The sequence below is a fragment of the Nonomuraea terrae genome, assembly GCF_044465245.1.
GTDB classification, from domain to species: domain Bacteria; phylum Actinomycetota; class Actinomycetes; order Streptosporangiales; family Streptosporangiaceae; genus Nonomuraea; species Nonomuraea terrae.
This window is the reverse complement of sequence record NZ_JBITLL010000001.1, coordinates 1,161,572-1,184,158: the sequence shown is the minus strand read 5'-3', so window position 1 is coordinate 1,184,158 and position 22,587 is coordinate 1,161,572. Positions and strand designations below refer to the sequence as shown.

Genomic DNA, 22,587 nt, shown 5'->3' with positions numbered 1-22,587 from the left:
GTGTGGCAGGCTAAAGCTACATCAGTTGCGATTGGAGTTCCATCCTGACCATCCTCCGGAGAGTTTCCAAGACCTACGGTGACCGCGCCGTCCTCATCGACGTGTCCCTGTCCGTCAGGCCGGGCGAGCGCGTCGGCATCGTCGGCGAGAACGGCTCGGGCAAGTCCACCCTGCTGCGGCTGCTGGCCGGGGTCGAGCCGCCCGACGACGGCGAAGTGCGGGTGGCCGACGACCTCGGCTACCTCGGGCAGACGCTCGACCTGCCGCCCGATCACACGGTCCAGCAGGCCGTCGACGCGGCGCTGGCCGGCCTGCGCGCCATGGAGCGCAGGATGCGCGAGCTGGAGTCGGCGCTGACCGACGACGCCATGGACGAATACGGCGAGCTGCTGACGGCGTACGAGCTGAAGGGCGGCTACGAGGCCGACGCCCGGGTCGACAAGGCGTTCCACGGTCTGGGGCTGGCTCAGGTGGCCCGCGACCGGCGATTGTCGAGCCTGTCGGGCGGCGAGCTGGCCAGGCTCGGGCTGGCCTGCGTGCTGGCCGCCGGGCCGCGCGTGCTGCTGCTCGACGAGCCGACCAACCACCTCGACGAGTCCGCGCTGACCTGGCTCGAAGACCGCCTGCGCGAGCACCGCGGCGCGGTGGCCGTGGTCTCGCACGACCGCGTCTTCCTCGACCGGGTCACCACGGCCGTCGTCGAGGTCGAGCACGGCTCGCTCACCCGCTTCGGCGGCGGCTACACCGGATTCCTGGCGGCCAAGGCGGCGGCCAGGGCCCGGTGGGAGCAGGCGTACGCGGAGTGGTGCGAGGAAGTGCGGCGGCTGCGCGAGCACGCGTCCACCACCGCACATCGGGTGGCCGTCGGGCGCGTGATGCGCGACAACAACAAGCTGGCCTACGACCGCAACGCGGGGCGGGTGCAGAGCTCGGTCTCCAGCCGCGTCCGTAACGCCCACGAACGCCTGCGCCGCCTCGAAGCCGCCCCGGTCCCCCGCCCACCGGCCCCTCTCCGCTTCCGCGGCACCTTCAACCCGGCCCTCGACCCCCCACTCCCGGCTGCCCCATCCCGCCCGACCGTCCCTACCGCGGGCACGTCTCCGGCCGAGACCTCACCGGCCGGCCGGCACCCGGCGCAGCGACAAGCCGGGGCGGCTGAGGACACACCGGCCCTTCGGCCGGCACCCCACAAGGATCCAGCACCACGGCAGCCGACGACGGCGCCGCCCGGCGCAAGCGACCCGGCCGGCTCCCGGCAACCCGACGCGGCCCCACACCGCCGGCCCTCGGCACAGGACTCCCGACCGCAGCAAGACGGGGCACCGCTCCGCGTGGCGTCACTTCATGGCCCAGTACCAGGGCGGGACGCGGCGGAAGGCGCGGGTGCTCGGGTGGTCGCGCAGTTGCGGGACGTCCGGGTGGGCGAGCGGCTCCACGTGCCCGCGCTGACGATCAGGGCCGGTGACCGGCTGCTGGTCAGGGGCGCCAACGGAGCGGGCAAGCCGAAGATTTGGTTATGACACCATTAAATCATGAGTGCGTACACCCCCCAGAGGGCCGTGATCTTGTGCCGGATCAGCGATGCCCGCGACGAGGACACGACCGGAGTCGACGACCAGGAAAAGCACTGCCGTCAGTGGGCCGAGGCCCACGGGTGGAACGTCTGGAAGGTCGTGGTGGAGAACGACGTGTCCGCCTACAAGCGGCGCAAGATCCAGCTCCCGGACGGAACCTACGGCCTGCGAACGATCCGGCCCGGCCTGCGCGACGCGATCACGTGGCTGTCGACCGGCGAGGCCGACGGGCTGATCGCCTATGACCTCGACCGAGCTGTCCGCGATCCCCGCGACCTAGAAGACCTGATTGACACGGTTGAGATGCGGAGGCCACGGCCGCCGGTGACGTCGGTTACTGGGTCGCTGAGCCTCGCGAACGATGGTGAAATCACCATGGCGCGGGTCCTGGTGGCTGTGGCCAACAAGGCATCCCGGGACACTGCCCGCCGCGTCTCGAACGCCCGCCTGCGCATGGCGACCAACGGCGAGTACGGCGGCGGGATCCGCCCGTTCGGCTTCCTGAAGGACGGCGTCACGGTGGAGCCGACCGAGGCGGCCGAGATCGTCAAGGCGACGGAGGCCCTTCTCGCGGGAGCTAGCCTCCGGTCCGTCGTCCGCTCGATCAACGATGCGGGTGTCAGGACCTCGCGCGGCAAGGTGTGGAGCACGACCGAGCTGAGGGACATGCTCAAGCGCGCCAGGAACGCCGGTCTAGCCGTCCACAAGGGCGAGGTGGTGGGCAAGGCCTCATGGCCCGCAATCGTCCCCGAAGAGTCCTGGCGGGCCGTCGTGGCGCTGCTGGCCGACCCCGCGCGCAGGACGTCGCCGGGCAACCGGGCTCGGTGGCTCGGGTCCGGCATCTACATCTGCGGGGGATGCGGGGATACCGTCATCTGCTCCCGTTCTGGCGGGCTCCGGAACCCGTGCTACCGGTGCCGCCCACCGCGCGCAGGAGCCCAGCGGCCGGGCAAGCACGTCACGCGGACGGCGGCGCCGCTGGACGAGTTCGTAGAGGAATTGATCATCGAACGGCTGTCCCGGCCCGACGCGGTTGAGCTGCCCCTGCAAGACCAAGGGGAGGACGTTGCTCCCCTGCACGGCGAAGCCGTCACTCTGCGGGCCCGGCTTGACGAACTGGCCATGCTGCACGCTGACGGAGCGATCGACGCCCGCCAGCTCATGACGGGGAGTACGCGGCTCCGCAGCCAGCTCAAGGAGATTGAGAACCGGATCACCGCAGCGAGTCAGGGGAGCGTCTTCGCCGGGGTCGTCGGCACGGAGGACACACGTGCCACGTGGAAGGGGCTGGACCTCGGTCGGAAGCGTGCCATCCTCGACGCGTTGATGACCGTGACCATCCTGCCCACCCGGTACGGGCGGGGCCCTGACGGCAGCTACTTCGACCCTGCCTCGGTGAGGATCGACTGGAAGCGGTGACCAGGAGGCGGGGAAGGGGGCTCGCGCCCCCGTCGGCCTCCACTCGCAGGTCCCTTCGGGGCTCAGGCGGCGTCGCTGGTGTTCGCCGGCTCATGGGCGGCGGCCGGAGTCGCGCCGCGCATGAGGACCGCGATTCGGGCCTTCTGCTCGGCCGTGAGCGGCGGGGCGCTGTCGACGATTTCGCGCACGAGGGCGGCGTACTTGTACTGGCTCACAGGCGCCTGGTCATTCATCGCACGCACGGGGGAGATATTCACCGCTTCCGCATTTGCCCGGTTGATCACGGGCATGAGGTTAGGGAGGGGCTAGTTCGGATGCGCAAGCCCTGCGAGCGTATGAAAATTCACAGCCTGCCTAGTTCGGATGTTGTTTGCCAGCCCACGGGGTCGTCTGATATTGGCCTGGAAGCCCCGCACCTCCCCGAAGCCGCTAGAGCGTCGCAGGGCTGCCCTGCAGCCGCTCGACGGGTAATTCCCAGGGCGGCATTGATGGGGCCGGAGGCTGGCTCTCAGGGCCGCGTAAGACCCAATACGGTCGGAGGTCGAGCACGCGGCCGGGGATTCCGCGTATCTCGCTGATAAATCGGCCGGAGGCCGTGTCATTGGCCGAGGATATCCATCCCCCTATTTCCTGCCCCCCGGTTCCTAGCTCTCCCGCATCCTCGGTCCTCCGGTGTCGGTGTGACCTCCGCGAGCGCGAAGCGCGTGGCGTACGAAGTACTCTGATTCAATCACTCCTGTTTAAGTGCTCTGCTTATAGCTGGAAGTCATTGACGGGATCCATCGGAAGTCATTGACGGCATCCATCGGAAGTCATTGACGGGATCGGCCTCGACCAGCGGCTTCCTCGACCAGGCTCCTGGCTCTCCACCCGGAGTCTCTGGGCAACCCCAAGCAGCCAGCGGCCCCCGTGTGGCGGGGCGAAATCCCCACGGCCACAACCTCCAAAATTCCCTGAGATATCCCAACTCGCGATTGTGCACACCTGCTAAACGCCCTAACTCTCGGCGCTGATTGGACTGGCTTTGCAGAGTTTCCCGGAATGTGTGAATACATTCCGGGATGGCATGCGCTGCTATCGTGGATCTTGACCATGAAAAAGGCCCGCGAGTGGTGCGAACACTCCGGGCCGGGAGACGAAGGATTGGGCTTCATCTATGAACAGCGTATCAGTTCGCACGGTTGTACGAGTCTTCGGCGAAGCGCATGAGCCGACCGTTTTCTCCGACCGCATGACCAGCTCCGGGTTCCGCACCGTCGCGCTCATTCTCGCCAGCAAGAGCGACCACAGCGCCTATGGCAAGGGAATCCGCTGGCCGATTTTCAAGACCTCGGATATCGCCGAGAAGCTCCGCATGTCGCCCAGCACGGTCGAGCGCACCATTCGCCAGCTCAAGCGGGACGGCTTCATCCAGACCACCAAGACGAAGCAGGGCAACCGGTACGAGTTCCTTGCTCCGGTCTTCGAGGGCGACACCTACCGGGGTAAGCCGAATATCAGCCACAAGGCGAAGTCCCTGATCGAGATGAGCGTGATCACCGCTGACATCTCCGACGAGGCGTTCCACCTGCTCTACATGATGGAGGCGACGGCCAAGAGCTGGCCGTCCGTCAGGCTCCCGCAGAGCAAGCTCAGGACGTACTTCAAGAGCCCTCGGCCCAGGCCGGATGCCGCAGACCCGTACATCAGCCTCCGGCAGCTCAACACGTGGCTCCGCGAGCTTGAAGGAATCGGCCTCCTGGAGCGCCACCGGCCCGGCCAGATGGAGCAGAACGAGTACATCCTCAACAAGGAGCGGTTCGTCGTGAACGGCGTGGATTACGGCAACATGGTGGTCGTACCGGCTCAGCTCGCCAGCGCCCAGAACGCGGCCGTCGTCGAACCCGTTGAGGACCGCCAGGGCACGCAGAGCCTCTCCGGGATGGACCTGGCCAAGGAGTTCCGCCAGGAGGTCAGGAGGATGCACCGTGATCCGGAGTGGGGCAACGCGCTTAGTCGTGAGGACGCCTTCAACCTTCCTGCGCTGGCCAAGACGATCAACCACTGGCTCAGCGATGGTCTGACCGTTGAGGAAGTCCGCGAGATGATCGGCTGCTACACGTACACCTCGAATATCAACACCCCCCCGGAGTACCTGCTGGGCGATGAGGCCCGTAAGTACGTCGCCACGACTCCGATTTGGATCGACTTCATCAGCATCAAGGACCGTCTGTTGGAGAGGGTCTTGAAGCGCGCGGATCGCCTCCGCGATGAGGCCGAGGCCGACGATGACCCGTTCAGTCCGGAGAACCGTCTCGCCACGTACCTCAGCCGGATGGCCAGCTAAGGAGCCGTGACCACACGGCGCGGCCGAGAGGAGCCAGAAGTGACCCGCGACATGCCAGCCTTCCCGGCCGCGCCGTACTCGGCGGTCGTGTTCCCCGATGACGACTACCTGATCGTGCCCATGCGCATGGTGGACGCCGTCGTACCTCCCGGCGCCATCTGCCTCTGGCTGCTGCTGGCCCGGCTCAGCGAGGGGCACCCGGAGGTAGAGGTGTCCACGGCGCAACTGGAGCGGCACACCGGCTGGACCGCCGCAGAAATCGGGGAGCACGTGCGGGCCCTGTCCGCCGACGACTGGTTGACGATCAGGAAGGGACGCATGCCCGGGTCGTATGCCTATCGGCTCCTGCGAATGCCGACCGTCGAGCAGGTCAAAGAGTGGGCCGAGGACCTCGACGAGCCGAGGCGACCGCCGACCGCCCCCCGCCCCACCGAACGACCCGCAAGCCCGAAGCATCACGCGTCGTTCTGGTTCGGGCGGGTGGCCGACCCGCAATCCCCGAAATAATCGGGTGGGGTGAGGCGGAAATCGGGCGAGCGACGGGTCCCCGATGCTCTCGACCTCCCCATCGGACCCCGTACCGCGAGGCCTTGCCCAGCTCCCTGTGTCGTCTGGGCGGTCCCAGCGCCGTCACGGGCTCGGATTTTCTGGCGCCGGTGACCTCGACCAGCACCGCATTTGCCCCCTGAGCACCGTTTCCCCAGGTCAAAAATGGTGGCCGGATTTTCTGAACCATGAGCCGGCGAAAATCGGCGAGGGCCTGGGGCGGATCCTCCACCCCCCTACAGCGACACCATGACGTCATGTGCTGCCTGCTGCCCACCGTGGCCGTCGACCTCATGCCGTCAGCTCCCGGCCGAGCGCCAGCAGCTCCCCGCCGTCGACCAACCAACTAGGCCAAGACCCCGCCCCCCGGTTTGTCAGGCCTTGGGCGCAGACGTGCCCCGGCGCTCGTGCACAGTGGCCGCGTCCGGCCGACGTCGGCCCGCCCGCCGTCCGCTCCCCCGATCTCCTCGGCCGCCACGGCACGCGGCTCCCTCGTCGGCAACGTGGGGTGAGGAATGACGACGTCGTCGGACTGTTCCGGCCTGGCCTCTTGAGCGGGCGCCTCGATGGTGTCCGCCGACTTGCGGTTCAGCTTCGATTTGAGGTCGTTGAACCTGTTCTTGACGTGCGGCGTGCCTTTCACGGCAACGATGCCCATCGCGACGCCTACCGCGACGCCTACGGCTGCAACCGCCTTGATCACGTAGTCAGCCGGGAAGAGCACGGCCTGTGTGACGAGCGCGTTGTCATCATCCCGTACGAGGGCGCTGCTCCCCCCGGGAGTGCTCGACTCCGAGAGATGCGTCCTTGCCGGATACTCAACCCACATCAGTTTCCGGTTCGTCCCGGCCAGGTCATCAGATGCCATGGGGCAACTGTAAAGACCAGCACCAACGCCACAGAGGGAAATGACACGGATGCTCCTCAGACCCCGCAACCCTCGGCGTCGGGCCCGGCCGGGAAGCCGGCGGCATCGCGTACGTCACCCGTACGTGAATCGGATGACGTACAGCCCCCTGTGTGCGGTGTGGTCCCCGCCCTGGGAAATCGGCCCTCCGAGGCAGAGGCGGGGACCAGCACCTACCCCGGTAGTGACGTACCGAGGATCCTTGGCCTGGCCCTCGTCGGCGGTGGGTTGTGAGCTGCAGCAACGAGGGCCAGGTGTCCCGGTGGGAGTACACGGCCTTCCAAGGCGGCGCTCTCCTGCTCGGCCAGCTTGTCGCCCAGCTCGTCGAGGTCGCCCGCGGCCAGGACGTTGACTCCGGTCCGCCCGAGGCGGTTTGCCGGTAGGTTCACGCGTCGCCAGGCGGCAACGCCGATTGCCAGGTCAGTCCTGATGACCCACGTGCGGCCGTACTGGGCTTCAAGCTCTTCGACACCACGGCGGTGATCGGCCATGCGCAGACTGTACGTCCTACTCGTACAGCCTGTACAGCCTGTCTAATCCGGACCATCCGCAAGGACCCAAGCGGACGTCCTTAACGTGTTGTACGTGACCGTTGACCAGCTCGACCCCACGCCGCTCTGGGCGCAACTCGCCGCGATCATCCGCGAGCGGATCAAGGCTGGGGATTTCGCGCCGCGCCAGGTCCTTCCTAGCGAGGCCCAGCTTCAGCAGGAGCACGGCGTTGCACGCGGCACCGTGCGGCGCGCGATGCGGGCGCTCAGCGAAGAGGGCTGGACCGTGACCGTGCAGGGCCGTGGCACTTTCGTAGCGCCTGAGGAGTCCTGGCCGACGTCATGATCGCGGCGGTCGGAAAATCGGACTGCGGGAAGCCTCTTGGCGCTCTCCAGCTCATGACATGCGAAAGCCTCCGCCTGGGTGTTCAGGCAGAGGCTTCGTCAAGCTCGGTCGTTAGTACTTGTACTTCGTGACTTCCTTCCGGCGAACCACGAGCCGGAACAGCCACAGCGGAAGCCACACGAACCATCCCCAAATGGTGCAGGTGCAGATCGTCATCATCAGGTGGAACATGTGGCTCTTGCCCGCCAGACCGCGATGTTTGGTCACGCTCTTGCGCGGTGGCGGCGGTGGCGGATATCCGGGCTGCTGCGGCGGATAGCTCACGGGGGGTTCCCTTCGTAACGTTCCAACTGTGGTGTGGTGCTCAGGCTAGGGGAGCAGGCCGACCTTCCGCGATGCCCTGTGACCGGCTGAAAATCGGGCCGAGGCAGGCCCGGACGCCAGACAGACACGTGTAGAGAAAGGGGCAGGGCCGGGTCTCGGCCGTGAGCCCACCAGCCGGCGGATCCTCGCCAGACACGCCCTCGGATTTTTGACCTGCGGAAATGTCCCTCCGCCCGGGTGAGTATTTCTCCAGTCTTTTTCCCGTAGGGACGCGCTCGGGTCTCCGAGACTTGGAAAACCGAGACTCGGAACGACCTGCGGCAACGCGTCCGGTTGGAAATCGGCGCCGCCACGAGGCCTCCTGTGGATCTCCTGTGAATATCTGCAGGAGGAGGTGCGCACGTACAGCTCCGCTCCTGGTCAAAAATCGGGTCCGCAAACAGATGACGTCTCCACCAGAGGAGGAGAGAAGAGACACGAGGACACTGCCAGTGCTCCATGTCGACCGTGCTGCCGCCGGATTTTCGTGAGCAGCTCCGGCCGACCAGTCCGCGCCGTAGCGTCGGCCGTCGTGGCCGACAGCTCCTCTCGACCACACCAACTACGTCGCAGGCGTCGACATTCGGATACCGGGGCGTGAGCGGAGATGTGTCGGAGGCCGGCGACGACAGTGGCCTTTCCAACATGGCGGCCGGGCCCTCGCCGAGCTGGGCCCATTCGACCTGGCTCGTGCGGAAAATCGGAGGGCTTAGCCGCGCCTACTGCCCACACCACCAACGCGGCAGGGCTGAGACCTTGGCCCTCATGTGGTGGGTCAGGACCACGGCCGCCGAACTTATGCCAGGGCTGCTGCTCTTGGCTTTGGTGGTGCTGATTTTCTACTCGGAGTGATATTTCGCCTACCTGAGACGTTGGATGTCTTCGGACATCGGATGGAAATGTCGGTGGGTGCGAATAGGTTCTCCAATGCTCGCCCTGGCCGATGACATCGCCGAGCGCATTGCATGGATGCAAGCGTGCGAGCTGCTGTTACGTCGGCGCATCACCCAAGATCGCACCCTGGAGGTCGGGATCGTGACTGAGCACATCATCAAGCGGCTCGTGGAGGCTGTCGGCGAGGACCGCGTGGATGCGGGGATCGCTGTGGAGGCGGCATATCGACCGGCGGCGGGGGACAAGGTCATGCCCCCGTCATTTCCTCAGGGACCGTATCTCCTGGAGACGCGGTGGATGGACGGCGAGGCGCGCAAGGTCGTGGTGTTAGACCAGGTGCCTTCGCAGGCTAACCGCGTAGAGGAAGCGCTGTTGATCGCCCGGGACGCGGGACGTATCGAGCTTCCGCTGTTCGAGCTGGTAACCGAGACCGGTCGAGGGCCGCTGCGGCTGACCTCGCTGGAGTTTCCGCACCGCTATGCCGACGCCTACCTGCGCGACAGCCTGGTGGAAGGGGTGCGCTTCGACCGCAGCGATGTGGGTCGGCGGCTGAGGGAGGTCAGTGCGCTGGATGTGCGGCCTCTGTATGAGCGGGATCCGGGCTCTTTGCTGTTCGGAGCGTGGGACTCTCACCGGAAGGGGCGCTGGCCGAAGTTCGCCAGGATTTATTCCTCCTCGATCGTGGGTCTGGATCCACAGGAAGGCGCGCGCAAGGCTACCCGGGTGGATCCGTTCAACCTCAGTGGGGCGATCGACGACAAGGCCAAGGCCGAAGGCGACTGGCAGTACATGGCGGTCGGGGACAAGAAGGAGAAGAAGCAGGGGCAGCGGCTAAGCGAGATCGGGCATGGCAATATCGCGCCCGGCGATGCGCATGGCGGTGTATCGATCACGGCGGCACGCAGGTCGGGATGGATCTCGCTGGCGGCGATTGAGCGTCTGCGTTTCGGCGACGCCCCGGTACAAGCCGCACGCCTGGCTAGGGCCACGCTGGTCGCCTTGGCGTTGGCGGGAGATCGCCTGGCGTTCGGTCGCCCGTCGGTGTGGCTGCGCTCGGGATGCGATCTGATCCGCTCAGACGAGGTCGTAGCGTTCGAACAGGATGGCGGCGTCCGGGAGGAATTCAGCCTGTCGGCAGGAGAGGCCATCGCGGTCTTTCACGAGCTGCGGGACCGCGCGGCTGCAGCCGGGGTGGCGATGGCCTCGGACGCGATCCGGTTGGCGCCGACCCCGTCGTTGGCCAAGGCGATCGAGGTCTCCACGACCCAGGCTGCAGCGGAGGAGTAGCCCCGATGCCGATCGCGATCACGGTCCGTCTGCGGGCGGGCCGCTATGAGGCGGCTGGGATGCGGCCGTCACAGGTGGAATGGCCGCCGCACCCTGCTCGGCTGTTCTGTGCGCTGGTGGCCTCCGCGGTGGATGACGAGGACTGGGCGGTGCTGCGTTGGCTGGAGGCGGCGGGTGTTCCAGAGGTGTGGGCATGCGAAGCAGCCAGCCAGGAGACCGTCGAAAACTATGTGGTGACCAACACGATCGAGCAGAAGAGCGGCAGCCAGTCCTGGCCCGGGCGGACCAACGGGTCACGGTCGCGCGTCTCGGCCATTCCCCAGGTTCCGGTGTTCGCGGTGGTGTGGGCGCACGCTGTGCCCGACGGAGACATGCTGGTTCGGCTGCGCAGGCTTGCCCGACGTGTGCCATACATCGGTCGTGCGACCTCAACAGCAATCCTCGGTGTGGAAGCCGAGATCGACGTGCCTGGGCCAGAATGGACGCGCTACGTTCCTTCCCGCATTGGCGAAGGCGCCCTCGCTGAGCTGCGGATTCCCTACTCGGGCTACACCGATCAGCTCCAACATGCCTACGCCGACGGCCAGCGGGCATGGGCGGTGGCCCGCAGCATTCCCTACACCGTTGCCGGGCGCACGGTAGAGCCGGCGGTTGCGAATGGGCCTTTCTCTGACCTGCTCGTCTTCCGCTTCGAACCTCGCACGGTACCGCCGGCCGGGGATTCGCTCCTGACGTTGACCGCGAGGCTTCGTCAGGCGGTCATCCAGCGCATCGGCAGGGATATTCCAGCCGAGGTGTCAGGCCACGGGGCCGATGACCGGACCCACCTGGGTTACCTCGCCCTCCTCAACGCCGGACACGACAACGCGGATGGCCATGTGCTCGGCGTAGCGCTTGCCGTGCCTCGCACGATGGCTCCTGACAGTCTCGATCGGCTACTAGCACGGACTGTCGATGACCCGATCCGTCGGTTGACGCTTCGCCGAGACCAGGCGATCTCCGTGGATCACGACCCTTATCTGACGTCTCCGCTGCGGCTGACACCCGAGTGGTGGATGGCGGCGCCCCGAGGCAGCCGCAGCTGGGTGAGTGCCGCACCGCTGATGCTCGACCGCTATCCCTCCCGTAAGGAAGACGCCCGTTCCCTGGTGTTTCGGAGTTTGACCACCGCTGGATACCCCGAGCCGGAGGAGGTCGAGATCTCCTCAGCGACCATGACACGAGGAGCCGTACACAGGCCGCGCAAGGACACGATCCCGCAAGGGCGGCCGGTCCGTCCGATGGTGCATGCGCGAGTGACATTCCCCGAGCCGGTCATCGGTCCCGTGCTGGCAGGCTCGATGCGCTATCTCGGGCTGGGGCTGTTTGTGCCGGACAGGAGCAGCCGATGAGCGAGTTGACCGCGGCGGACTTCTCCGCGTTCCTGTGGGAGACCCATGGCCGTAGGCCCTTCCCCTGGCAGCAGCGCCTGGTCGAGCGCGTGCTGACCGACGGGCGTTGGCCGGACGTCCTGGACGTCCCGACTGGTCTGGGCAAGACCACGATGATCGACATTGCCGTCTTCGCGGCTGCGGCAGGTGTCGAGTGCGCACGCCGCCGGTTGTTCTTCGTGGTGGATCGCCGCCTAGTCGTCGATGAGGCGTATGAGCACGCCACCGCGCTGGCCGAGGCTCTGACCGAGCCGAGAGGGCCGATCAGCGCCTCTGTCGCGCAGGCACTTCGTCAAAAAGACGACGACGGACCGGCGCTCCAGGTCACCCGGATGCGCGGTGGCGTCACCTGGTCGTGGCGGTGGCTGGAGCGCCCCGATCGGTATGCGGTGGTGGTCGGCACCGTCGATCAGATCGGCAGTCGCCTGCTCTTTCGCGGCTACCAGGTCGGCCAGCATCTTCGTCCCATCGATGCCGCGCTGACCGGTACCGACAGCCTGATCGTGATCGATGAGGCGCACCTGGCCGAGCCGCTGATCCAAACGATCCGATCTGCGTTCGCTACAGACCGCCCGCAGATTGTGGTAGGCCCACAGCCCACTGTCATCACCATGTCGGCGACCACGTCTGCGGTCCAGGGACAGAAGGTGCATCGCGCCGACACCGACGAACAAGATCAGACAGCCCGCGAACGGCTGGCCGCTGCCCGACGTCTGCACCTCATACAGCCGGAGATGACCAAGAAGAACGCCGACACGGTGATTGCCACGACGATGGCCGCATGGGCACAGACGCTGGCCGGCGGCGCCCAGTCCGGACGCGTTATCGCGGTCATCTGCAACACGGTCGGTCGAGCGCGCGCTGTGCACACCCTTCTACAAGGCGGCGACGCCGATGTAGAACTGCTGATCGGCCGCAGTCGGCCGATCGACCGGGAGTACCTGCTCAGGCGCTGCTACCCCCGGATGAAGGTCGGCCGCAGCCGCACGGCCGGGAGGCCATTGATCGTGTGCGCCACGCAGACGGTCGAAGTCGGCGCCAACATCGACGCCGATCATCTCGTTACTGAGTCGGCTTCGCTGGCGGCATTGATCCAGCGGCTCGGACGGCTCAACCGGCTCGGTAAGCTCACCCGAGCGGATGCGGTGGTGGTCCATGACGAAAGCGCCGGGGTGGACGATCCGGTGTACGGTCCGGCACGTCAGGCTACCTGGCAGTGGCTCAGCACGCTGACCGCACCGCTTGAGTCCAACGAGTTGGGCGAAGGACTCGACGTCTCGCCGCTGTCCCTGCGCGCCCTTCTGGACGCTTTGGACCCCTCCGTATGGCAGAACATGCGCGAGCCGCTGCCCTACATGCCCATACTGTTCGGCCAGGTGCTGGACGCCTGGGTACGGACATCTCCTATCCCATACCCCGACCCGCCGGTAGCCCCCTACCTGCACGGCATCGACCGGGGAAGCCCCGACGTTGCGGTGGTCTGGCGATCCGGGCTGGTGGAAAAAGACCCGCAGTCATGGCCGTCGGCGATCATAGCGATGCCGCCCTCTACAGAGGAGAGCATCGAGGTCTCGGTGCATGCGGTACGTCGCTGGCTCGCTGGAGAGGAAACCACCGCGCCTGTGGCTGACGTGGAAGGCATGCCGCAGGTGGATACCCCGTCGCCGGACCTGTCTTCCCGCCGCCGCCAGGTGGTGCGCTGCCGAGGCAAGGACAACGCCGAGCTGGTCGATTCTGGAGATATCAGGCCGGGCGATCTGATCGTGGTGCCCTGCGAATGGGGCGGCTGTGACGAGTACGGCTGGAATCCCACATCCACGTCCCCTGTGCTTGATGTGGCCGATCTCGCCTATCGCGGTGGACGCCCTGTCGTGCGGCTTGGCCCGGCGATCATCGACGCTGCCCGCCGCGAGTCTCCCGTGATCGGACGAGCACTGCGGGACCTGATCGAACGGACCCGCGCCGATCTCGCCGACGACACTCCACCCGGTGTCAGTGTCTACCGCAAGGAAGTGCAGCGCATCATCGACCTCCTATCCACGGAAGATCTGGAGAATCCGCTACCGCTGACCCGCAACTTGCACGCTCTGACCCGCTGCACGGTCACGTTCACAAATGAGCCTGCTTGCGCAGTGCTGTTGACCGTCAAAGGTGGGGCTTGGGTCGGAGACGCCGACGCCTGGGGCTCGTCGGTGACCGCTCCAGGCAAAACGATGACCCTGCTTACCCACGAGCGCGCTGTCGCCAACCGGGCTGAGGAATTCGCTGTCAATCTTGGCCTGGGACCGGTGCTGGTCAACAGCGTGCGGGCCGCGGCACTCTGGCATGACGAAGGTAAACGCGATCCTCGCTTCCAGGCGATGTTGCACGGCCGTCCTCCTCGCGTCCTACGCGGCGGAACCCGCCGGGAACTGCTCGCCAAGTCCGGGCTCGATCCCGCCGACCGCGCCGCCTACCGGCGCGCCAGGCTCATCTCGGGCTACCCCGACGGCATGCGGCACGAGGCCCTGTCCGCCCGCATCGCCCACCTCCACCTTGAGGCCGAATCCCACGATGTCGATCCCGACCTCGTGATCCATCTGGTCGCGGCCCACCACGGCCGTAGCCGCCCCCTACTGCCGCCCATCACCGATTCCGCTCCAGAAACCGTCCATATCTACGAGTTGTCGGCCGCCCTCGACACCAGCGAAACTCTCGACTGGGACGCTCCCCGCAGATTCGCCACGCTCAACCAGCGCTACGGCCGCTGGGGGCTTGCCCTTCTGGAGTCCATCGTGCGCCTGGCCGACATCTGGTGCTCCGAGCGCTTAGAAGAGGGCACGACGTGAACACCGTTGAACTACCGGCCCTGGATGGCCGTGACCCACTGGGGTTCCTTGCGGCGCTGGGCCTGCTACGGGTCCTGCGAGAAGACGCGCGGCTCAGCTTCTCCGACACCACCGGCTGCGCCCAGATCCACAGCGCCTTCACGAACACGGATGGCATCGCAGGCGCGTTGACAGACATCGTCGCGGACATCGAAGAGGATGCGGCCCTGCCCGGAGTGGGACCGAAGTTTCCGCTCCGCCCGGTTCCCGCGAGTCGAGCGCGTGGCGCGGAGAAGGCCGACGAGAGCGATCCCATGCGCGTGCCCCGTCCCGCCTATGGCGAACATCTCTACGACCGGGTCGAGGCGCTCGGCGACGGGGCCGTTGAATGGCTGTCGTACCTCGTGACAGACCTGGCGGTGGATCGCGCCGGACGTGCCGCGCTCACGCCGTATATGGCTCCGGCCGGCAAGCAAACCGTCTGGACATTCTTCCGCAAATCCCTGGAGGTAGTGCGACAGGAGCCGTCCAGGCTCACTGAAGCCTTGATTGGATGGCGCCGGGTAGACGGTTTCACCGGCGAGTACCTCGACCATCGAGTCCTCCGCAGCGCCGCTGACCACCCGTCCGGAAAGTCCATCCCCGCCGGGGTTCCCGGCGCCACCTGGCTGGCCACCCAAGCCTTGCCCTTGCTCCGAGTCACTGGTGACGGCCGAAACGTCTCCGCCGCTCTATGGCACCGCCACAACCGGCGCGCAGTGATGATCTGGCCCTTGTGGAAACCCGCCCTCGACATCCACGCCGTCCAAGCACTACTCGACCACCCATCCCTGCGGCCCGCCCCCACGAGCCAGGGCCATGCCATCGCCGTCGAACGCGAGCGCCTTGTCCCCTTGGGCGTCTTCGGCATCTATGGAGCGGAACGTCAGGCAGTCGAAGGGGGCAAGAGCGCCGGCGTCCTCGTTCCTGTCCGCGTTGCCAGTGGGCTGGACTGATCTGTGGTCCCGCTCACTCAACGCAAACGCTCCTTGACAACTCCACAGTGATACCTCTTCGCGTAAGCCAACAATCGGCGTTCGGAACCCCAAGTTCACGCCACTTCTCAGGAAGGTTCCCAACCCCAACAAAGCCGCTTCATGGACAAGTCGGACAGCTCAGATGTGCTCTCCCTGGCACAGTCAGTTATCTTCCGAGCTCGTGAACCGGTCCATCCCGGTTTCGCCGCCGGGCTTCATTGCGGGATCAATCCTGTAGACATTCCGATCGGCATCTGGGCGGTCCATCCCGGTTTCGTCGCCGGGCTGTATTGCGGGGGGAAGTGAATCCACACCATCGATCCGAGCGGCATAGCTCCATCCCGGCTTCGCCGCCGGGCCTCATTGCGGGTTCCCCATGCCGTGTCTGGACGTCGGCGCGATGACCTCCATCCCGGTTTTGCGACCGGGCCTCATTACGGGCCCGAGCTGGTCACCTGGTACCAGCGCAACGTCATGGCTCCATCCCGTCTTCACCGCCGGGCCTCATTGCGGGTGCGTCTGGTAAGGGTCAAATCCGAAGACTCGCCGGCTCCATCCCGGCTTCGCTGCCGGTCTTCATTGCGGTCAGGCCATGCCGATGCTGCGGTTCGAGCAGTTTGCGAGGGCCATCCCGGCCTCACCGCCGGGCCTCATTGCGGGCAAGACCCAATCTTCGCGGCGCACATCAACCAGGTTCAACTCCATCCCGGTTTTGCGACCGGGCCTCATTGCGGGCATTCGATTTGGCCGGCCCGCGCGATCTGGTCGCCAGCTCCATCCTGGCTTCGCCGCCGGGCCTCATTGCGGTACCGCGAGGGTGCCCGGCATGTAGCCCAGGTTCAGGTTGGTCCATCCCGGTTTCGCCGCCGGGCCTCATTGCGGGTGCGCCACGGTCATGGCGACGGTCCGCGTGGTGGCCAGCGCTCCATCCCGGCTTCACCGCCGGGCCTCATTGCGGGTATCGCGAGCAGCTCGGCGGGCAGGGCACCCGCGAGCTCCATCCCGGTTTCGCCGCCGGGCCTCATTGCGGGCACTACACCGAAGAGGCCGCGAGAAAGGGTAAGCTCACGCTCCATCCCGGCTCCGCTGCCGGGCCTCATTGCGGTAACGGGTGCATCGCCGGGATGAAGATCTGGCAGGCGGCTCTGTCTCGGCTTCGTCGCCGGGCCTCATTGCGGGTACGAGCCGGAGCAGGCGCCCGCGCTCTACGACACGGGCTCCATCCCGGCTTCGCCGCTGGGCCTCATTGCGGGAGGTTGTTGAGCTTGATCTGGCGGCTGCCAGCGGATCCATCCCGGCTTCGCTGCCGGACCTCATTGCGGGAGCTCCGGAACCTCGACGTCAGCATCCTTCAGATGCGCTCCATCCCGGCTTCACTGCCGGGCTTCATTGCGGGCCTGCCGAGGCCACCACAGCGAACGTGCTGTACGGGTTCTATCCCGGCTTCATCGCCGGGCCTCATTGCGGCTCGTGCTGCGCCCTCTGGAAGGAGCCCCAGATACAGGTCCTCCCCGGCTTCGCCGCCGGGCCTCATTGCGGTTGCACGCTGCTTGACGAGCTGGGCGTCGGGACGTAGCTCCATCCCGGCTTCGCCGCCGGGCCTCATTGCGGGACCGCGTGGGAGACCAACCGACCCATCGTCAAGTCGTTCCATCCCGGCTTCGCCGTCGGGCTTCATTGCGGTTGGAAGGTGGCAGGCGCCAGCGAGCCAGCCAACTACGGCTCCATCCCGGCTTCGCCGTCGGGCCTCATTGCGGTGACCACCTGGCCCGCCAGATCATCCTGGAGGACTCTCGGTCCATCACGGCTTCACGGCTTCACGGCTGGGCTTCATTGCGGTACGGGCACTCCGACCTAGGCCGTGTCTTCAAATGATCACAGCCAGAGCATCAGGCACGCGATAGTGACGACCGCGGTGTAGGACGTCGCGGTCTTGTCGTAGCGGGTGGCCAGAGCGCGGAACTGCTTGAGCCGGTTGAAGCAGCGCTCGACGACGTTGCGGCGCCGGTAGAGGGCTCGGTCGAAGCGTGGTGGCCGGCCACCACGGCGCCCGCGCCGCTTCCGGGCTGCGATCTGGTCGCTGCGCTCAGGGATGGTGTGCCCGATACCCCGCCGGCGCAGGTACGCCCTGATCTTCCGGGTGCTGTAACCCTTGTCCGCCACCACCTGATCAGGGCGGGTGCGGGGACGGCCACCGGCGGGGCGGGCGACACGGATGCCGGCCATGACCTGCTCCAGCTGGGTACAGTCATTGACGTTGCCGCCGGTCAGGCAGAACGCCAGCGGTCGTCCGGCGCCCTCGCAGGCCAGGTGGATCTTGCTGGTCAGGCCGCCGCGGGATCGGCCGAGGGCGTGATCCTCCTGCGAGCCGAGACTGAGCCCCCTTTTCGGGCGCCGGCCGCGTGCTGGTGCGCACGCACGATGGTCGAATCCACCGCCACCAGCCAATCGATGTCGCCACGGGCATCGGTCTCGGCCTGCACCGCCTGCAGCATCGCGGTGAACGTGCCGTCCTTGGCCCAGCGCCGAAACCGCGTGTACAGGCTCTGCCAGGGCCCGTACCGGGGCGGCACATCCCGCCATGCCACACCGGTACGAATCTTCCACACAATGCCGTTCAATACCCGCCGGTCATCCTCACGTGGACGACCTAACCGCGAGACAGGCAGAAACGGCCGCAGCCTGTCCCACTCCTCATCAGTGAGCTCATGACGCCGGATCACCACACCATGATCCACCACCTAGATCAATTTGAAAACACGGCCTAGGCCAAGGGCGTCTTTTAGGTCCATCCCGGCTTCACCACCGGGCCTCATTGCGGGCTGTCCTGTGAGCCGCTGCTTGGCCCAGTCGACCTGGCTCCATCCCGGCTTCGCCGCCGGGCCTCATTGCGGGTATCTAGGTCACCACCACGCTTATCGCCGGGAGCCTGGCTCGATCCCGGCTACTGCCGGGCTTCATTGCGGCGGCTTGTCCGGAGAGGTCGCGATCACCGCCACCGAAGGCTCCATCCCGGCTTCACCGTCGGGCCTCATTGCGGGATGGCGACGCCGAACCAGTACCAGGTGCCGAGGGTCAGGCTCCATCCCGGCCTCGCCGCCGGGCTTCATTGCGGGCCGACGCCAGCGCACCCTCAGGGCTGGGAGTCGCTAGCTCCATCCCGGCTTCCCAGTCGGGCTTCATTGCGGGCACCCGAGCGACCGGAACGTGGTCACGTCCTTGTCCTCGCTCCATCCCGGCCTCGCCGTCGGGCCTCATTGCGGTTATCGGTTCGAGGGGCCGTCCACCACCGACGACTCGTTCCATCCGGCTTCGTCGCTGGGCCTCATTGCGGTGTGCCGGTCACCTCGGGGTGCGCCGCGGTGTTCGGCGCTCCATCCCGGCTTCGCTGCCGGGCCTCATTGCGGTACCGGGCGCATCGTAGTAGTGGATACCGCCAAGACGAGTTCATCCCAGATTCGCCGCTGGGCCTCATTGCGGGGGCAAGGTTATCGACTGGACCGGCGTCATGGATCGGCTCCATCCCGGCTTCACCGCTGGGCCTCATTGCGGGTTGAAGTGATGGGCCTCATCGATCATCAGGTAGTCAATCCATCCTGGTTTCACCGCTGGGCCTCATTGCGGGACGCCAGACGAGACCACGCTGCGCGGCCAGGTGCCGCTCTATCCCGGCTTCGCGGCCGGGCCTCATTGCGAGTGGTACGACCACCGGCTCGACGACCTGGCGCGAGGCGGCTCCATCCCGGCTTCGCCGCCGGGCCTCATTGCGGTGGGAGTCTCGTGCTGAGCGAGTATCCGATCACACTGGGTCCATCCCGGCTTTGCCGGCCGGGCTTCATTGCGGGCAGGCCATGCCGATGCTGCGGTTCGAGCAGTTCGCGGGCTCCATCCCGGTTTCGCGCCGGGCTTCATTGCGGGTTGACGGTCTTGATCTTGATGACCTGTCCGACGCGGGGCTCCATCCCGGCTTCTCTGCCGGGCTTCATTGCGGTTGAGGGGGTCGGGATCGGGCCGACACCAAACCCCTCGGTCAATCCCAGCTCGCCGCTGGGCCTCATTGCAGGGGGATGTACGCCTCATCGTCGCGACCCTCTTCGTGCAGTTCCATCCCGGCCTCGCCGCCGGGCCTCATTGCGGTAAGCAGGCCGGCATTGACATGCCGCGGGTGAGCATGGGTCCAACCCGGCGTCGCCGCCGGGCCTCATTGCGGGCCCGCGCTCGGTTCCAAACCGCCGCTCGCGACGCAGCTCCATCCCGGCTTCGCCGCCGGGCTTCATTGCGGGAGCCACCAGGTGACCGTCCACGCGTTTTGGGTGCCGGTCCCATCCCGGGTTCGCCGCCGCCGGGCCTCATTGCGGGTTTGTGGTCGTCAGCTTGATGACCTGTCCGACGCGTTGGCTCCATCCCGGCTTTGCTGCCGGGCCTCATTGCGGGGTTCCGGACCCCGGCCACGAATTCTTGCGCCAGGCGGACTCCATCCCGGCTTCTCTGCCGGGCCTCATTGCGGGAAGACCGCGGCCGAGGCGTTCATCCGGATCAAGGGGCTCCATCCCGGCTTCGCCGCCGGGCCTCATTGCGGGGGGATGTACGCCTCGGCATCAGCGCCTTCGCCGTACAGCTCCATCTCGGGCTTCACCCTGGGCCTCACGCTCACGTTGAGCCCACTCCTCATAGTGGAGGTCCATCCCGGTGTTCGTGCCGGGCCTCATTGCGGCTCCGACCTTCAGGCGTATACCCAGCGCCGTGTGCGCGCCCATCCTGGCTTCGCTGCCGGGCCTCATTGTGGGAAGGCCGGGCACGAGCTGCCCACCGATGGCGTGTGGGGGCTCTATCCCGGCTTCGTGGCCGGGCCTCATTGCGGGGACACTCCGCACGCTGTCTGTCAGCATGAAGAGCAGAATCTCCGACCCGGGTTCATCGCCAGGTGCTACGGCCGAATTGCATTGGGAAGCTACGCCGCGACGACGCCATCTCTCCGGCATCTGGCGAATAGACCTGGACGGTTCTGACTCCTGATAATGTTTCTTCTCAAGAGCCAGAATCGTCCCCCAAGGAGCCCCCGTGACCGAGCTTGTCCCCGTCGCTCCGGCCGTCCCCGCCGTGCCCGTTCACTCGGCTGCCGATATCGCCCTGAGCGACGACGCACGGGCGGCCATCCTCGCGGGCATCCCCGAGTCGACCCGCCGCGCGTACGCCTCCGACTGGAGCGTGTTCACCGCGTGGTGCACCGACCGTGGCCGCGTGGCGCTCCCGGCAACGGCACAGACCGTGACCGAGTACGTCACGCACCTGACGCTGACTCCCTCGGCGCGCACCGGCCGCCCGCTCTCGCCGTCGAGCATTGAGCGCGCCCTGGCCGCGATCCGCACGGCGCACAACTCGGCGGACGTGCAGCCCCCGCAGACCAAGGCATGCCGCAAGGTCCTGGCTGGCTACCGTGAGCGCCTGGCCCTGGCGAAGGACCCGGCCGCCCGCCCGCGTAAGGCTGACGCGGCCGTGCCTAATGCCCTGCGCGCGATGCTGGCCACCCTGGACCGGTCGACACTGGCGGGGAAGCGCGACGCCGTGCTGCTGCTGCTCGGCTACGCCTGTGCTGCTCGCGTCTCCGAGCTGGTGGCGCTCGACCTGGCCGACGTCCGGGAGACCCCTGACGGCCTGCTGGTCAACGTCTACCGGCGCAAGATCAAGGCGTTCACGGAGACCGCCATCCCCTACGGCCGCGTGCCTGCCACGTGCCCCGTGCGCGCGGTCAAGGACCTGCTCGCCGCGATGGCCGAGGCTGGCCGTACCTCCGGGCCGCTCCTGGTCAGGATCGACCGACACGGCCGCGTGGCGCCGCCCATGCTGCGCAAGGGCCAGCCGATCGGCGACCCGTCCGGGCGCATGACCTCCGACGCTGCCGCCGACGTGGTCACGAGGATCGCTCAGGCTGCTGGCCTGGAAGGTCGCTGGACCGGTCACAGCCTGCGGCGCGGCTTCGCCACGGCCGCCCGGCGCTCCGGCGCGGCCCTGGAAAGGATCGGCCGTCATGGTGGCTGGGCCGACGGCTCCAAGGCCCTGCTCGGCTACCTGGAAGAGGGTGACCGCTGGGAAGACAACCCGGTCACCGGCCTGTAGTCCGGCCTCGTCGACCAAGAGCGTCCGCCCTGCCGTGGGTGCGTGCTCTCGTCATGTCGGGGCCGGCCATCATCGACCACCCGCCGTCGTCGAGCCGCTGGCGCACGCGCGCCTCCGGCCGACGGCTTGCCATTGACTGCAGCGACCCTCCCACCCTTAAACCGGCCTCGCCATGGGATCCCCGCCTGGTGTCCCGAGTAGATGCGCGAGCCATGACGTAAACAGTGGCCTCCTGCCCGGGGCAACGGCATTACCGAATAGCGGAAGAAGTTCGCCAAAGTTGTTTTATGGCAGAGCTTGAAACGAATAGACCGGGCATCGTAGTAATCGTCGATGACGACATTGCCGAGATGCTGAAGGACTCCAGAATAACCGTACGGTCCAGCACCCCCGGGGCATGGTACGCGTGGGCACGGACCGACACGGGAACCAAGCCCGTGGCTCGGCTGGTGATCGATATACCCGAGGGTATGCAGGTAGACCACATCAACAGGAACCCTCTGGACAACCGCCGAGAGAACCTCCGGCCTGCCACGCGTAGCCAGAACGCCCAGAACCGCCGGGGCTGGTCGGCCGTGGGGTACAAGGGTGTCCGGCGCCGGAAATGCGGCAAGGATCGGCTAACCGGATGGTCGTATGACGCCTATATCAACGTCGACGGGAAGAGTATTCGTCTGGGCAGGAGGAAAACGGCCGAGGAGGCGGCGCGTCTGTACGACGATGCAGCCAAGGAGCATTTCGGGGAACTCGCTGCGCTCAACTTTGAGTAGGTCCAGAAATTGCGAGGGGGCACCTTTAAACGGTCCTGAGACAGGAGGCGCCGCCTGATTTTCCGTACAGAGAATTGGCCCATCCTCATAGCAGTGGCCTGGTAGATCACTCACGTAGAGACTCTCTCCAGGCCATAAGTATGTCTGGCCCTGTTCGGCGGGTCTCTGGGCCCAACGGGAGGCGATGTAGTAGGTATGTTGGCCAATCAGCCACGCGACAAAACACGGAATTCTGTGCCGTCGTAGTTGGGCCCCAACTGTGCTGCACACGGAACAGCCTCGTAACTCTAGCCC

16 protein-coding genes and 1 pseudogene are annotated in these 22,587 nt (G+C 66.6%); 12 read left to right on the top strand and 5 right to left on the bottom strand.

The features are described 5' to 3' along the window. The first annotated feature begins 101 nt into the window (after positions 1-101). Together ACIBP6_RS05550 and ACIBP6_RS05545 are read left to right on the top strand one after the other, a co-directional pair. Entirely contained in the window at positions 102-1,520 is a 1,419-nt protein-coding gene (locus tag ACIBP6_RS05550; RefSeq protein WP_397049050.1) for an ATP-binding cassette domain-containing protein, read from the top strand. Between the two features lie 12 nt (positions 1,521-1,532). Next, the gene (locus ACIBP6_RS05545) at positions 1,533-2,993 is read left to right on the top strand and encodes a recombinase family protein (RefSeq protein WP_397049049.1); all 1,461 of its coding nucleotides are present in this window, start codon (positions 1,533-1,535) and stop codon (positions 2,991-2,993) included. Between the two features lie 62 nt (positions 2,994-3,055). On the opposite strand, the gene ACIBP6_RS05540 is transcribed toward ACIBP6_RS05545, so the two are convergent. Continuing rightward, complete coding sequence (locus ACIBP6_RS05540) at positions 3,056-3,277, bottom strand: hypothetical protein (protein WP_397049047.1); 222 nt, start codon at positions 3,275-3,277, stop codon at positions 3,056-3,058. Positions 3,278-4,149: 872 nt separating this feature from the next. Here ACIBP6_RS05540 and ACIBP6_RS05535 point away from each other — a divergent pair. Both ACIBP6_RS05535 and ACIBP6_RS05530 read left to right on the top strand, forming a co-directional pair. After that, positions 4,150-5,319: a winged helix-turn-helix domain-containing protein gene (locus ACIBP6_RS05535; protein WP_397049045.1), complete on the top strand. Its 1,170-nt coding sequence runs from the start codon at positions 4,150-4,152 to the stop codon at positions 5,317-5,319. A gap of 39 nt (positions 5,320-5,358) precedes the next feature. Continuing rightward, the gene (locus tag ACIBP6_RS05530) at positions 5,359-5,826 is read left to right on the top strand and encodes a hypothetical protein (protein WP_397049043.1); all 468 of its coding nucleotides are present in this window, start codon (positions 5,359-5,361) and stop codon (positions 5,824-5,826) included. A 385-nt stretch (positions 5,827-6,211) separates the two neighbouring features. On the opposite strand, the gene ACIBP6_RS05525 is transcribed toward ACIBP6_RS05530, so the two are convergent. After that, positions 6,212-6,733: a hypothetical protein gene (locus tag ACIBP6_RS05525; RefSeq protein WP_397049041.1), complete on the bottom strand. Its 522-nt coding sequence runs from the start codon at positions 6,731-6,733 to the stop codon at positions 6,212-6,214. Positions 6,734-6,945: 212 nt separating this feature from the next. Continuing rightward, positions 6,946-7,263 carry a hypothetical protein gene (locus ACIBP6_RS05520; protein WP_397049039.1) on the bottom strand — a complete coding sequence of 106 codons (318 nt, stop codon included), beginning with the start codon at positions 7,261-7,263 and terminating at the stop codon, positions 6,946-6,948. Positions 7,264-7,357: 94 nt separating this feature from the next. On the opposite strand from ACIBP6_RS05520, the gene ACIBP6_RS05515 reads away from it, so the two are divergent. Continuing rightward, positions 7,358-7,609, top strand: a complete 252-nt coding sequence (locus ACIBP6_RS05515; RefSeq protein ID WP_397049037.1) for a GntR family transcriptional regulator — start codon at positions 7,358-7,360, stop codon at positions 7,607-7,609. A 111-nt stretch (positions 7,610-7,720) separates the two neighbouring features. Here ACIBP6_RS05515 and ACIBP6_RS05510 read toward each other — a convergent pair whose 3' ends face one another. Further along, entirely contained in the window at positions 7,721-7,933 is a 213-nt protein-coding gene (locus ACIBP6_RS05510) for a hypothetical protein (RefSeq protein WP_397049035.1), read from the bottom strand. 966 nt (positions 7,934-8,899) lie between these two features. Between ACIBP6_RS05510 and cas7g the strand changes: the two genes are divergently transcribed. The 5 genes from cas7g to ACIBP6_RS05485 all read left to right on the top strand — a co-directional run bounded on the left by cas7g (position 8,900) and on the right by ACIBP6_RS05485 (position 15,712). After that, positions 8,900-10,153, top strand: a complete 1,254-nt coding sequence (cas7g, locus tag ACIBP6_RS05505) for a type I-G CRISPR-associated RAMP protein Csb1/Cas7g (protein ID WP_397049033.1) — start codon at positions 8,900-8,902, stop codon at positions 10,151-10,153. 5 nt (positions 10,154-10,158) lie between these two features. Further along, positions 10,159-11,544 (top strand): type I-G CRISPR-associated protein Csb2, encoded by a 1,386-nt coding sequence (gene csb2, locus ACIBP6_RS05500; RefSeq protein WP_397049031.1) that lies wholly within the window; start codon positions 10,159-10,161, stop codon positions 11,542-11,544. Then, positions 11,541-14,411, top strand: a complete 2,871-nt coding sequence (gene cas3g / locus ACIBP6_RS05495; protein ID WP_397049029.1) for a type I-G CRISPR-associated helicase/endonuclease Cas3g — start codon at positions 11,541-11,543, stop codon at positions 14,409-14,411. The genes csb2 and cas3g overlap by 4 nt, the downstream gene beginning before the upstream one ends. Then, the gene (locus ACIBP6_RS05490; protein ID WP_397049027.1) at positions 14,408-15,385 is read left to right on the top strand and encodes a type I-G CRISPR-associated protein, Cas3-extension family; all 978 of its coding nucleotides are present in this window, start codon (positions 14,408-14,410) and stop codon (positions 15,383-15,385) included. Before cas3g ends, ACIBP6_RS05490 begins: the two co-directional genes overlap by 4 nt. 141 nt (positions 15,386-15,526) lie before the next feature. Continuing rightward, a complete protein-coding gene (locus ACIBP6_RS05485; RefSeq protein ID WP_397049025.1) occupies positions 15,527-15,712 on the top strand; it encodes a hypothetical protein in 186 nt (61 codons plus the stop codon). Between the two features lie 1,569 nt (positions 15,713-17,281). On the opposite strand, the pseudogene ACIBP6_RS05480 reads toward ACIBP6_RS05485, so the two are convergent. Then, positions 17,282-18,129, bottom strand: a pseudogene (locus tag ACIBP6_RS05480) (IS5 family transposase). A 2,338-nt stretch (positions 18,130-20,467) separates the two neighbouring features. On the opposite strand from ACIBP6_RS05480, the gene ACIBP6_RS05475 reads away from it, so the two are divergent. Both ACIBP6_RS05475 and ACIBP6_RS05470 read left to right on the top strand, forming a co-directional pair. Continuing rightward, complete coding sequence (locus ACIBP6_RS05475) at positions 20,468-21,523, top strand: tyrosine-type recombinase/integrase (RefSeq protein ID WP_397049023.1); 1,056 nt, start codon at positions 20,468-20,470, stop codon at positions 21,521-21,523. Positions 21,524-21,810: 287 nt separating this feature from the next. Further along, complete coding sequence (locus ACIBP6_RS05470; protein WP_397049021.1) at positions 21,811-22,293, top strand: HNH endonuclease; 483 nt, start codon at positions 21,811-21,813, stop codon at positions 22,291-22,293. Positions 22,294-22,587 lie beyond the last annotated feature (294 nt).